This window comes from Paenibacillus sp. J22P165 (assembly GCF_059692015.1).
Genome location: NZ_JCAUAP010000002.1, coordinates 812,446 through 825,096, shown reverse-complemented (window position 1 = coordinate 825,096; position 12,651 = coordinate 812,446). Strand labels below are relative to the sequence as shown.

11 protein-coding genes are annotated in these 12,651 nt (G+C 44.5%); 7 read left to right on the top strand and 4 right to left on the bottom strand.

Features of this window, described 5'->3' with window-relative positions:
- The first annotated feature begins 523 nt into the window (after positions 1–523).
- The 4 genes from AC58QM_RS07760 (at position 524) to AC58QM_RS07745 (ending at position 4,088) form a co-directional block, all read left to right on the top strand.
- Complete coding sequence (locus tag AC58QM_RS07760) at positions 524–1,612, top strand: glycoside hydrolase family 88 protein (protein WP_497282743.1); 1,089 nt, start codon at positions 524–526, stop codon at positions 1,610–1,612.
- 2 nt (positions 1,613–1,614) lie between these two features.
- A complete protein-coding gene (locus AC58QM_RS07755; RefSeq protein ID WP_497282792.1) occupies positions 1,615–2,379 on the top strand; it encodes an SDR family NAD(P)-dependent oxidoreductase in 765 nt (254 codons plus the stop codon).
- 23 nt (positions 2,380–2,402) lie between these two features.
- The gene (locus AC58QM_RS07750; protein WP_497282741.1) at positions 2,403–3,092 is read left to right on the top strand and encodes an RraA family protein; all 690 of its coding nucleotides are present in this window, start codon (positions 2,403–2,405) and stop codon (positions 3,090–3,092) included.
- A 108-nt stretch (positions 3,093–3,200) separates the two neighbouring features.
- On the top strand, positions 3,201–4,088 hold the full coding sequence (locus AC58QM_RS07745) for an AraC family transcriptional regulator (protein WP_497282739.1): 888 nt from the start codon (positions 3,201–3,203) through the stop codon (positions 4,086–4,088).
- A 113-nt stretch (positions 4,089–4,201) separates the two neighbouring features.
- Here AC58QM_RS07745 and AC58QM_RS07740 read toward each other — a convergent pair whose 3' ends face one another.
- The 3 genes from AC58QM_RS07740 to AC58QM_RS07730 all read right to left on the bottom strand — a co-directional run bounded on the left by AC58QM_RS07740 (position 4,202) and on the right by AC58QM_RS07730 (position 7,690).
- On the bottom strand, positions 4,202–5,737 hold the full coding sequence (locus AC58QM_RS07740) for an extracellular solute-binding protein (RefSeq protein ID WP_497282737.1): 1,536 nt from the start codon (positions 5,735–5,737) through the stop codon (positions 4,202–4,204).
- A gap of 81 nt (positions 5,738–5,818) precedes the next feature.
- Entirely contained in the window at positions 5,819–6,700 is an 882-nt protein-coding gene (locus AC58QM_RS07735; protein WP_497282735.1) for a carbohydrate ABC transporter permease, read from the bottom strand.
- Positions 6,701–6,712: 12 nt separating this feature from the next.
- Positions 6,713–7,690, bottom strand: coding sequence for an ABC transporter permease (locus AC58QM_RS07730; RefSeq protein ID WP_497282733.1), 978 nt, complete (start codon positions 7,688–7,690; stop codon positions 6,713–6,715).
- 274 nt (positions 7,691–7,964) lie between these two features.
- Between AC58QM_RS07730 and AC58QM_RS07725 the strand changes: the two genes are divergently transcribed.
- On the top strand, positions 7,965–10,265 hold the full coding sequence (locus AC58QM_RS07725; protein ID WP_497282731.1) for a helix-turn-helix domain-containing protein: 2,301 nt from the start codon (positions 7,965–7,967) through the stop codon (positions 10,263–10,265).
- 57 nt (positions 10,266–10,322) lie between these two features.
- Here AC58QM_RS07725 and AC58QM_RS07720 read toward each other — a convergent pair whose 3' ends face one another.
- Positions 10,323–10,871, bottom strand: coding sequence for a helix-turn-helix domain-containing protein (locus AC58QM_RS07720; protein WP_497282729.1), 549 nt, complete (start codon positions 10,869–10,871; stop codon positions 10,323–10,325).
- 161 nt (positions 10,872–11,032) lie between these two features.
- Here AC58QM_RS07720 and AC58QM_RS07715 point away from each other — a divergent pair, with 161 nt between their 5' ends.
- On the top strand, positions 11,033–11,389 hold the full coding sequence (locus AC58QM_RS07715) for a cupin domain-containing protein (protein ID WP_497282727.1): 357 nt from the start codon (positions 11,033–11,035) through the stop codon (positions 11,387–11,389).
- A 14-nt stretch (positions 11,390–11,403) separates the two neighbouring features.
- On the top strand, positions 11,404–12,633 hold the full coding sequence (locus AC58QM_RS07710) for a Tm-1-like ATP-binding domain-containing protein (protein WP_497282725.1): 1,230 nt from the start codon (positions 11,404–11,406) through the stop codon (positions 12,631–12,633).
- Positions 12,634–12,651: the final 18 nt, after the last annotated feature.

The window sequence follows — 12,651 nt, the reverse complement described above, 5'->3', positions numbered from 1 at the left end:
ACCCAACCCAACCCAACCCAACCCAACCCAACCCAACCCAACCCAACCCAACCCAACCCAACCCAACCCAACCCAACCCAACCCAACCCAACCCAACCCAACCCAACCCAAAGTGAATAACTGGATTTCCTACAGTTAATTCAAGCGAAATCACGATATTCTGCAGATTAACTGGATTTCCTCCCGTTATTTTAGGACGAATTATCCAAATGGGGCATATTGAGCAAATTTAAATGTAGAAAATCCAGTTAAACTCCCAATAAGCTAGTTTTACCCGGAAATAGATGTAGGAAATCCATTTATTTCCCAAAAGCTACCCAGCCTAAGTAGTTGCTACTGCCCCTTCCCATTCGAATAGCCGAAAAATGCTGTAGCAGTTCCCCTCCAAATAAGAGGCGTAGACGATTATGCTCTGTGCTAATAAGCATTTCATAAAATAGAGCAAGAAAATCATAACAAACTGAATGTTCGTAATGGCTCACTTCGTTACAATGAAAGCGTATCGAAGGAAGGGAGCCAAACCATGAAAACATCCATTGAAAACATGCTTCACGGGGTCATTTCCAGAAATCCGCTGAGTATTAATACGGACTGGGATGGTTCGTTATTGATTACTGCGCTGCTAGCTTGGGGCGAGGCAACAGGAGACAGTAAATACGGAGAATTTGCAGCGAAATGGTTCGAGTTCCATCAGGAGAATGATCATTCACTGACGGATGCTGAGTTTTATAGCGGTTATACAGGCATCAAATCCAAAATCTTGCGTGAAGGTCCAATTCCTTTTACTGCGTATTGCGGCCACTGGGGGCTTGCCTACACATCTCCAGGTCTAGCAAAGCTACCGCTGGGAACTGGACCTGCAGATGTTGCGGATGCCATTGCCAGCTATATTTTACACCGTGCTTCGCGGAGCGCGCATGGCTGCGTATATCATGATGATGATGCGAACTTCGTGATTCCAGATACCTGCTACTTTGCATCGCCAATCCTGGCCATTGCGGCTAAGCTTACGGGCAAAGCGTTCTATATGGAGCAGGCTGTTCACCAGCTGCGCGCGTACACCGCTCTATTTCAGAATCAAGAAAATGGACTTGCTCACACGCTTTGGTCGCACGAAGGAATGCCCAATAAGTATTGGAGCAGAGCAAGCGGCTGGTTAGGCGGAGCCTTGGTCAACACACTTAAGTATATGGATCCAAGTCATGAAGAATATGAAGGATTTGCAAATGCTCTGCGAAAGCTAGCCAAAGGTGTTGTAAATGTCCAACGAGAAGACGGAGGCTTCCATTTATTGCTGGACCGATCGGACACACCAGTAGATTGCACAGCACCATCCATGTTGGCTTTAGTACTCAGAGAGGGTGTGCAACTCGGCATTCTAGCTTCGGAATATGAGGATGCAGCAAAGCGTGCATGGGAGGCATCAGCAAGTTTCGTAACGGAGGATGGGCGACCAACGCGTGCCTATACAGGGTGGGCCAAGCCTGCCATCGTTGATGGGTTTGGCGAGAATAACTTTGATAGTTCGCGTGATTTTGTAATTGGTTTAATTCTTTTGGCTGGAGCAAGCTTTGAAACTGCCCAAGCTAATCAGGGGGTAGGTTCAAAGTGAACATGTTTCAACTGCAGGATCAGCATGCGTTAATTACTGGCGGCAATAAAGGCATAGGCCGAGCCATTGCACTCATGCTTGGCGCACAAGGCGTGAAAGTAGCGCTTAGCTACCTCACCAATCGTGAAGAGGCCGAACAGGTTGTCCATGACATTCGCGCAGCCGGCGGGACGGCCATCGCTATTCAAGCCGATGTTACTCAGCCATCGGATATTGAAAGATTAGTAAGCAGCGCGGAGGCAGCGTTTGGTGGCAGTATTGATATTTTGATCAACAATTCAGGCCATCTCATTCAGCGTTGCGCGAACAGTGAAATGAGTGAAGACTTATATACGCGCATTATGGATGTTAATTTTAAAGGAACGGTCTTTACAAGCAAGCGGGTTATTCCGGGTATGAAAGCCAAAGGACACGGACGGATTATTAACTTGACATCGCTGGCAGCGCATAATGGCGGCGGACCCGGAGCGACGATTTATGCAGCAAGCAAAGCAGCCGTAATTACGTATGCCAAAGGATTGGCAAAAGAATTGGCAGCTAGCCGAATTACTGTTAACTGTGTATCGCCAGGCTTTATCGGACAGACAGCCTTCCATGCAACGTTCACTTCAGATGAAGCACGTAAGGCAACAATAAATGGCATTCCATTAGGGCGGGAAGGCACGCCGGATGATGTTGCTGGTGCGGTGTTATATCTCGTTTCCAGCTTGGCTGATTATGTAACTGGAGAGACAATTGAAATTAATGGCGGCATGTTCATGCGCTAAGCGAATAAGAGGAGGCATTAAACATGACACAAACGCAAGCACAAACACAAGAAATTACGATTGCTGGATATACGTGGAGTGAGTTGGAAGATAAGCTATATGCTGCCGTTGTTTCTGATATCTTGGACGATTTGGGGTATCGTCACCAAACATTGGACTGTGGTATTCGCGCACTGGATCCTTCCTTGAAGCTTTTCGGAAGAGCCTTTACAGTACTGGCAGCTGAAGTATTTGATATCCCTAAGGAACCATACAAGCTGCAAATGGAAGCGGTAGACAGCATGAAGCAAGGTGAAATATTCGTGGTGCATACCGGTGCCCCCAACCATGCGGCATTCTGGGGCGAACTGCTTTCAACTGCCTGTCGTGCTAGAGGTGGCCGAGGTGCATTGGTCGACGGACTCAACAGAGACAGCGGTAAAATCTTGGATATGCAGTTTCCCATGTACTCGCGTGGTCAACAGCCAACGGATTCCAAAGGACGCATAGATGTGATTGGCTATCAGATTCCTGTGAAGATTGGCGGCGTGGTCATTCAACCAGGCGAACTGATTTTTGGGGACCGAGATGGCATTGTCGTTGTTCCACGAGAAATCGAAGAAGAGGTAATCAAGTTAGCCATTGAGAAGGCTGAGGGTGAGAACTTAGTTCGGGAAGCGTTGCAGCAGGGCATGTTGTGTACGGATGCATTTATAAAATTTGGCATCCTGTAAGCGTTAGCCTGATGCATCTTGATTCAAAGTTGAGTTGATAAACCTTCAACACAGTGCGAAAATGAGAGGGTGATACCTAGCATGTCAATCAGCAGGAGGCGTCCTCTCATGGAACCCATCTTATATAAACTGAAGGACTACACGTCAGACCATTTTCCTTTCCAATTGCGATTGCGGAATAACGAAAATATGAAAAGTGATGTACATGCGCACGACCAGTTCCAAATTTGTTATGTGTTGAAAGGAAGCTGCAAAAATCGGATACGCGATAATGAAGCTGTGCTGATGAAAGGGGATTTGTTCTCCATCCCCCCTTTTCTTGAGCACTCTTTGTCGATGATTCCAGGCAAAGAAATTGAGCTGGTCCAAATCGATTTTTCAACGACTTTCATTAATGAAAGTATGCATGATTTGACGACGATGAACAGTTTCGTTGACTTTACCTATTTGCAGCCGATTCTAGCTATTGGTGACAAGCAGCTTCCCAAGCTGAATATCAGCAGCTCTAATCAATTGAAAGTTGAAGAGATAATTGCCAATATGCAGCAGGAATTAGCGGAAAAGGATGAAGGCTATCCGTTAGCTATACGAGCTGATCTGCTTCGGCTGCTCATAATCGCGGGTCGAGAGTTCCGCAATTTTGTTGAGAACCGCAAAGAAGGAACCACCATTCACATTCACCGCAAGGCCTTTTTTGATACGGTCACATTTATTAAGCAAAATTTCCACGAAGAGTTAAAACTCGATAATTTGGCAGAAATGGCGGCAATGGCACCTACTTACTTTAGCCTTATGTTCAAGACCATGTTGGGTCTCACCTTGACAGAATATATTAACAATCTACGGATTCATAAAGCTATGGAACTGTTAAGAGGAACAGATCTCAATGTTACGGAAATCCAATTCTTTGTTGGTTTTAATCATGCTGGACACTTCAATCGTATGTTTAAGAAACTAACGGGTGTAACGCCTATGCAATATAGAAAAGAGTTATGAGATTCAGGATTAGAATAAGCACCCTCTTCTACAAGAGGGTGCTTGTTTGCTTGCATTTTGCAAATGAGCTAGGAAGACGCTTACTATTTCTTCAAACAGAAATTGTTTTTGACTTATTTGTTTTTGTAAGCGTCCGTCATTTCTTGCACAATTTTTTGATACGTAGAATCAGCTTTGGTTTTTGCAACGAAGTCATCCCAAGCGGTTAAGGTTTCTTTCCCCATAATGACTTTGATTTTCATATCTAGAATTTTCTTATTGAGTTCAGGACCGCTTGTTAAATTCGTTTGTGAAATAAGACCGTTCGCAACGTTTGGTTTACTGAAAGCACTGCGGTCATCAATAATCTTCTTGCTGCGCTCATAGAAATCTTTAGGGATGCCATTGTAATAGGCACGTTGGTATTTATCGTATTTTTGAATAATTTGAAGAAGGTTGTTTGTGATATCTGGAATATTGTCAGTTTTGGCTTGCTCAGTAGCAGTTTTAAATCCATCTTTGACGGTATAATGCTTGTCAAGAATCCCGTAAGCAGCGATATCAGCGACATCATCGGCTAAAATCTTATCCATAAAACCTAATAGTTGTTTCATTTTAGCCTCTGGCACTGTCTTAGGAATGACGTACATCCCAAAGTTGCCTGAATCTTGGCCGGCAAATTTATTTCCTTCTGGTGTTGTCAAATACGTAAGTGGGTAGGAATCAGCTTTAGGATCGATTTTACGCATCGCGTCTGTGTAGAGCCATTGCGGATTAAGGGCAGAGCCAAGTACACCAGCTTTACCGCCCATGTATTGTTCACGTGCTTGTGAATTTTTGATAACAGCAAAGTCTTGTGTCAGCACTTTTTCGTCATACGCTTTTTTGAGCCATTCTAACGCCTTGCGTTCACTTGGTTCTAGCGCAGCAATCGTGATTTGATTATTTACAAGCTTCCAGAATCCATTATTGTTGTTAAAGACATCTTCAACCCACCCATATAACCCCATGCTGTCCGCTTCGACTTGGCCTGTTAGACCAACTGTGTCTGCTTTACCGTTACCGTCAGGGTCCTTTTCGGTGAAGGCTTTGAGCACTGCGTACATCTCATCCATATTTTCTGGTACTTTCATACCCAGCTTATCCAACCAATCCTTGCGAACATGGACTCCCCAGGATCCTTCTAAAGGACGTGGACGCGGGACACCATAATTTTTTCCTTTTATTTTGGCATTGTTCCATACGACTTCAGGCAATGCGCTTAAATTTTTGTAATCTTTAATAAAGGGGGTAATATCCCAGAAAGCGCCTGATGTTGCCATTTGCACAGCCTGCGAGTCAAAAACATTCATCACCAAGCTAAGATCAGATAAATCACCAGAAGCCAGCATGACTTTGGTCTTTTCTGTATAGGTATTCACGGGAATCCAAGTAATATTCAGCTTTGTATTCGTTTTCTTTTCAATTTCTTGTAAAAGCGGATTGGCAGGATCAACAGCCTGAGCACCTTGTTGGTTGGTATAGATAGAGATTTTCACAGGCTCATTACTCGTTGCTGCTGGTTTGGTTTCCGTCTTTGTTTCATTGGAAGTGCTGCAAGCTGTAAGTGTTAAAGCAGCGATGACACCGATTATCGTACTTTTCGTAAATCGTTGTTTATTGGTTTGCATGTGAATGAACCTCCCTAGGATATCATACATTTTTTGTTCCAAAACTTCTAATAACGAATGATAGCGAAACGCACCGGTTGTCTACCCCTTAATAGATCCAACCATCACTCCTTTGGCAAAATGCTTTTGAAGCAGCGGGTATACAAGTAAAATTGGAACAGTAGCAATCACAACAGCCGCCATTTTCAACGTGTCTGTGGGAATTGCAATATCCCCTGCCATACTAGTAGCAATCTCTCCAGAAGAAGAAGATGAGGAATCAATGAGCAACATCTGCAGAACAATCTGTAAGGGCCGAAGATCGGGTTTGGTAATATAAAGAACGGCTGAGAAGAACGTGTTCCAATAAGCGACTGCATAGAACAAACCAAATGCCGCAAGGGATGGAAGGGATAAGGGTAAAATAATACGGAACCATACGCCCATATCCGTTGCACCATCGATTTTGGCCGCCTCTTCTAGCTCATCTGGTATGCTGTCAAAAAATCCTTTCATTAAAATGACATACCAGCCACTTGTCAGCACGGGTAAAATTAATGCCCAAATCGTATTAATCAAATGTAAATCCCTTACAACAAGGTAAGGAGGGATGATGCCTGGATTAAATAGTGTTGTCATTAAGATTAAGATGAGGAGCACTCTACGCCCTTGAAGGCGCTTTCTAGACAAGGCATAAGCACCAGCAGACGTAATAATGAGACTTAACGCGGTACCCACAGTAGCTAGAAAAGTGCTAACACCGGTAGCTTGAATGAAGACATTATTGGAGAATAGATACCTATAGGAGACCAGTGTCCATTTTTCAGGAAGAAGAACCATGGTCTTGCGCAGATATTCAACGGGTGAGGTAAAAGAGACAGCGGTAATATAGTAAAAAGGAAAGAGCATGATGAGCGCGATGACAATTAATGCTGCTAGAATAGTGCCTTCAAACCACTTGTCAGATGTCGAGCGTTGATTCATCGATTAGACCTCCTAATATATGCCGTCATCGCCGAATTTCTTGGCTAGCCGGTTCGTCAATACGACCAAAATGACACCTACAATGGATTTAAATAATCCGACAGCTGTACTAAAGCTGAATTGGGCTTGTTGAATACCGCTGCGATATACAAAGGTATCAAAGACATCCGCCACATCGGAAACAGCGCCATTCATCATGAGATACACTTGCTCAAATCCGACATCCATCATGTGCCCAATACGCAAAATGAGCAAAATAATAATGACATTGCGGATCGCTGGCAAAGTGACATGCCATATTTGCCGAAGCCGGCCTGCTCCATCCATCCGTGCTGCTTCGAATAGTTGTGTATCTACCGAAGCAATGGCAGCTAGGAAGATAACGGTTCCCCAACCCACTTCTTTCCAAATGGATTGAAGTGTAAGTAAGCCCCAGAACATGCCTTGACTCGTTAAGAAACTAATTTTCTCATAGCCAAGTGATTCCAAGAGCTTATTAACAAAACCGCTGGACGTTGATAACATCAGATACGTAATGCCAACGATAACCACCCATGAAAGAAAATGGGGTAAATAAATAATGGATTGAATGATCCGCTTGATCCATTCTTTCCGTACTTCATTGAGCATTAGTGAAAGTACGATGGGTAATGGAAAGAAAAAGATCAAGTTAAGTAAATTAATCGCTAAGGTGTTTCGCAGCAGGATAAAGAAGCTTTCATTTGAGAAGAATCGTTCGAAGTGCTGAAATCCGACCCATGGGCTGGCCCAGAATCCCGTATAGGGTGAGTAATCTTTGAATGCGATAAGCACCCCCCACATTGGTAAATACTTAAAAATAAGGAAGTAAGTCAACATGGGAGAGGCAATCATGTACAGCATGCGATCTCGTTTCAGCCCGTTCCATACACGTTTTGTTCGTGAGAGTGCTTGTGTCGATGAGGTTCGCCTTTCAGAAGGAGGAGCCAATCGAGAGATGTCAGATTTCATCGTATTCACCTTTTCCAGTAGAAGTTGTGGTCTCTTGGCTCTACTGTAGGACGATGGCGCATTTCCGACAATTGAAACCTTTTTCTCCAGCATTTCCTCGACTTACACTTTTCGGTAGTGTTAATTTCCTAGTCTTGCACTTTCATTCTTTGCCCATTTTTCGTGATTTACCCTTTGCAGGAGACTTTTAATTCTTATATGATGAATGGAGTATAGCGGTTAGCACGTAAGGCGATGAGGATTCAGCGAGAGCTGAGTGGGGAGGGAATTAAGCATGCGGAGACAGCAGTATCTGCGAAAAGGGTTCATAATAGCTATCATCAGTGCTTGTCTTCCTGCAGCCGTAATTGGGATGATTCTCTATGTACTTGGTACACAAAAGATTGAGGAAGAAGCCCAGAAGGCTCATCGGAATCAAATCGTATACGCCACGGAACGGATCAATGAAAATCTCAATCATTTGGAATATATTATGGCCCAGTGGTCCTTTAATCTGAATTTAAGCAGCACCTACGGTGATCTTGATCTTTTCAAGGATTACAAAAGCACGCGTTCCATTTATCAAGCGTTGTCATGGATCAAATCATCCGACCCACTTATTCAAGAGGTTACTTTGTATCTGGATAAGCAGCAGGTGTTGATTAAAGAGAGTACAGGCATTAGTGCAATTGACTCCGAGGAAAATCGAAATATGTATCGTGCCCTGGCATCCTTTCAGCGAGATGTCTATTGGACCAACCAACTAAAGCCAAGCAGTCAAACTGCCCCGTACTCCTTAATTGTTCGACTACCAGGCGGGTTGGTTCAGACAGAGGCTGCGTTAATTATTGAAGTCAGTGCGAAGCAGCTTAATGCACTTATTGCAGAGCTGGATTCAGAAGGCACAGGATCGACCGTTCTTATGCAGCAAGAAGGGCGAATCATTTCATTAGGTAAGGGGGATATCCATCATCCGAGTCCATTGGACGTTACGCTGATGAAATCCGTAAATCCCCTGATTAACGAAGAAGCTTCCTCAGTTGAATCCTGGGACGGTGAAGCCTATTCGGTTTCCTATGGTCAAATGAAACGGATCGACAATAAGTGGATTATTGCTGCAGCCACGCCACTAGAGCAAATGACCAGGCCTGTTCAGACGCTATCACGCGTCATGATCTGGTCAGGAGGCTTCGGAGTTCTTCTTGCCTTATTCCTCTCCTGGTATTCCTATCGGCAGATGTACAAGCCTGTGCATCGACTAATGCAGCAGTTATTACCAGGACGGATGGCAGACACAGCCGATGATTTTGCTTACATTGCCGATGAGTGGAAACATCTTTCACGGGAGAGTCAAATCTTGCAAGAGAGGGTAGAACAGCAGTTACCTTCCTTGCGGGAGAACTTTCTCATACAACTCTTACAGGGGCATTTGTCTTTTCTCAGTGATGAGGAATTGGTAGATCGGATGGGACAATATGGCTGGGATGTAAATGAACGCGTATTTACTGTACTTGCGTTGCAAATGCATGGCATTTATCGTTCAGAGGGAAAATTCTCTCAGGGAGATGAGCAACTGGTCTCTTTTGCCGCGATGAACATTGCACAAGAATTAACAAAGAGTAGAGGGCTCGAAGTGAATATCGTTAATTTTCATGATCTGAACCTGGGGCTTTTAGTGCGTCAATCTTCCGATATGTCAACTGAAAGCAGGCAAGCGATGCTGTTCCATCTCGCAGAGGAGCTTGCACACACCTTAAACAGTCTACTCAAATTGGAAGTGACAGTTAGTGTAGGGGCAAGCTCAACGGAGCTTCGCAGGCTTCCTCTTATGTTTGATGATGCGCGAAGTGCGTTAAATCATCGGAAGTTAGGGGAGGAGCAGCAAATTTTGGATGTGGCGGATCTGCTGCCAGCAGGGCATGATGCGATTCATTACCCATTTGAAGAAGAAAGTTTGTTGTTGAAAGCATTGCGCTCTGGCAACGAGTCCGAGTTAATCCAGTCTTTGGATGAGTTTCTTCGTATTCTCAAACAGCACTCGGAGAAAGAGCTGGGCGTTCGCCAAGGCCTTCTTCAACTTTGCGGGAATGTGTTGAATACGATTATGGTTTCGGGTTTCAATCCGCTTGCCCTGAACGAAGGTGTGGATATTTGGGAGCAGCTTGCGGATATAAGAGAGCCCGAAGCCATTCTTGCGTGGATGAAGCAGCATATTATTATGCCATATGTACATCGTTTGCACAGAACACAAGATATGCAGTTAAAGCAGCTTGTTGAAAATGTTCTGCTTACCATTCACACGAATTATGCTAAAGATATATCGTTGGAGGCTTGTGCGGATCTGCATGGTACGTATACCAAAAAATTAAGTCTAGGCTTTAAGCAAGTAACAGGGCAAACTTTCATTGATTATTTGACACAGTATCGCTTAACGCAAGCTAAAAAGCTGCTCGTTGAGACTGACGAGAAAATAAATGATATAGCGATGCAAGTCGGATATCAGCCGCCGTATTTCAACAGGCTGTTCAAGAAGTATGAAGATATTACGCCAGGACAATACAGGGAGAAAGCGGAACAATCCATGTACCCAAAATAAAAAAGGCCAGCTCCTTATTAAGCGGAGCTGGCCTTTTTCATATACAGAATACTTGTACTAGGAGGGTTTGGATTGACTGAATATCGCCAAATAAACAACTTCGTCGCTGATCGGGATAAGCGTATGCTTCTCAATAGAGTCGAAGTATAAGCTGTCACCAGCCTTCAGGATGTAATCGGTGTTCCCAACCTTGTACTGCATCTCCCCTTCCAGCACGTAGACGAATTCTTCTCCGACGTGGCTGTACAAGGATCCGCTCTCATAATCTATTTTTTTGGCCGTAAACAAAAATGGCTGCATCATTTTGTCGCCGCGTTCTACAGCAAAGGCAAAGAAGGAATAACCCTTATCCGTTTTAACCAATTTTGATTTGCTCACAGATGAGGAGGTATAGATGCTGCCCGTCTGCTGCTCATCATCAAGCAAGGTAGACACTTTCGTCCCTAACGCATCTGCGATTTTGACTAATGTAGCAATGGGGGGAACTGTTTTGCCGTTCTCAATTTTGGAAAGCAAGCTTTTGGAGAAGCCGCTAATGGTGGCAACGTCCAGCAAGCTGCGATTCTGTTCTAGTCTTAACTTTTTAATTCGGGCTCCAAGATCCATCTTGTGGTTGCTCCTATAAAATGAAATTGAGTTTATCATAACGAAACAAAGTAGAATCAGTCAAGCTTTTGGATACATGTAAAAATAGGATTGATTTATTCAACTAAGTTGAATACAATGAAATTAGATTTAATAACTAACAATTAGGAGATGACTGTAACATGGCAACTATTACAAGTTTGACGGATGAGAAACACGTGCTTGATCTCGATTGGGGAAAAATTCAATGGTTATGTGGTCAGGAAATTGATCCTGAATGTGAAATGACATTTGGGATGGTCTATATCCATGCAGGAGCCGAGAATAACAAGCATTATCATCCGAACTGTGAGGAATTTATTTTCGTACTTTCTGGGGAATGCGATCACACATTAGGCGATGAAAGCTTTCACTTGAAACCTGGGATGATGCTGCGCATTCCAAGAGGTGTGTGGCATAATGCCAAAGCAACCAGCTGGGAACCTTGTCGCATGATGATTATGTATTCCGCACCTGATCGACAAACAATCGGGGAATAGAGGAGTTCAATTCGATGAAGAAGAAAGCTGTATTAATTGCTGCACTGGATAGCAAGGGAGCAGAGTTCGAGTTCATTAGAAACAGGCTAGTTAAGCTTGGGGTTGAAGCGTTTGTCATCAATGTGGGTGTGTTAGGCGATCCGCTGTTTGAGCCCGATGTGCATAGCGATGAGGTAGCCAGATTAGCAGGAATTTACTTGCAGCAACTGAGAGATGAAAAGGATCGAGGCCGAGCAGTTACTGCTATGTCGCGGGGAGTGGCGCTGCTGCTTCCTGAGCTGATCAAGCAAGGTTTTGTTGGCGCCGTATTCGGAATGGGAGGAACGGCTGGCACGTCCGTAAGCGCTTCCGCCATGCAGGCCATTCCTATCGGTATCCCGAAGCTGCTCGTTTCTACCGTAGCCTCAGGGGATACTAGACCCTATGTAGGCGTCACCGATATTACAATGATGTATTCGGTCATCGACATTGCTGGGATAAATACGTTGTCCAAGCAAATTTTAAGCAATGCCGCCTATGCTTTGGCAGGCATGGTTCAAGGTGCGAATGAACAAGTGCTTGATGCAACCGTTGAAGATGGTAAAACCATGCTCGGGATGACGATGTTCGGAGTCACAACCCCTTGTTGCAATCGGGTGCGTGAGCGACTGGAAGATGAGGGCTTCGATGTGCTCGTGTTTCATGCAACGGGGTCTGGAGGCCGAGCGATGGAAGCACTCATACGCGCTGGATTTATCCGAGGTGTATTGGATATCACGACCACGGAACTAGCAGATGACCTTGTTGGTGGCATTTTCAGCGCCGGCCCAAATCGGCTGGAAGCAGCAGGGGAAGCGAAGATTCCGCAACTTGTATCTGTAGGTGCACTTGATATGGTCAATTTTGGTCCTCCGAATACGGTGCCAAGCCAATTTGCAGACCGCCAATTTTATCAGCATAACCCGACGACGACACTCATGCGGACGACCGTCCAAGAAAATGAAGAGCTAGGCCGTAGATTGGCGGTTAAGTTAAATAATAGCCAAACGCCAACTGTCTTCCTTTTCCCGCATGGAGGGGTTTCACTGTTGGATACAACAGGGAATGCCTTTGAAGGGGTCGCGGAGCGTGAAGCACTATATAGGGGAATTACAGAAACATTACATGCCAATATTCCCGTCGTTGCTGTGGATCGTGATATAAATGATCCTCATACAGCGGAGATGATGGTTAAACACTTTTTGCAATTGTATCGTTCATCCTAATAAACGGAAGAGAGGTTA

What these genes read in the sequence shown, in the direction of transcription:
- AC58QM_RS07760 (WP_497282743.1), top strand. Translation starts at nt 524, where the DNA reads ATGAAAACATCCATTGAAAACATGCTTCACGGGGTCATTTCCAGAAAT.
- AC58QM_RS07755 (WP_497282792.1), top strand. Translation starts at nt 1,615, where the DNA reads ATGTTTCAACTGCAGGATCAGCATGCGTTAATTACTGGCGGCAATAAA.
- AC58QM_RS07750 (WP_497282741.1), top strand. Translation starts at nt 2,403, where the DNA reads ATGACACAAACGCAAGCACAAACACAAGAAATTACGATTGCTGGATAT.
- AC58QM_RS07745 (WP_497282739.1), top strand. Translation starts at nt 3,201, where the DNA reads ATGGAACCCATCTTATATAAACTGAAGGACTACACGTCAGACCATTTT.
- AC58QM_RS07740 (WP_497282737.1), bottom strand. Translation starts at nt 5,737, where the DNA reads ATGCAAACCAATAAACAACGATTTACGAAAAGTACGATAATCGGTGTC.
- AC58QM_RS07735 (WP_497282735.1), bottom strand. Translation starts at nt 6,700, where the DNA reads ATGAATCAACGCTCGACATCTGACAAGTGGTTTGAAGGCACTATTCTA.
- AC58QM_RS07730 (WP_497282733.1), bottom strand. Translation starts at nt 7,690, where the DNA reads ATGAAATCTGACATCTCTCGATTGGCTCCTCCTTCTGAAAGGCGAACC.
- AC58QM_RS07725 (WP_497282731.1), top strand. Translation starts at nt 7,965, where the DNA reads ATGCGGAGACAGCAGTATCTGCGAAAAGGGTTCATAATAGCTATCATC.
- AC58QM_RS07720 (WP_497282729.1), bottom strand. Translation starts at nt 10,871, where the DNA reads ATGGATCTTGGAGCCCGAATTAAAAAGTTAAGACTAGAACAGAATCGC.
- AC58QM_RS07715 (WP_497282727.1), top strand. Translation starts at nt 11,033, where the DNA reads ATGGCAACTATTACAAGTTTGACGGATGAGAAACACGTGCTTGATCTC.
- AC58QM_RS07710 (WP_497282725.1), top strand. Translation starts at nt 11,404, where the DNA reads ATGAAGAAGAAAGCTGTATTAATTGCTGCACTGGATAGCAAGGGAGCA.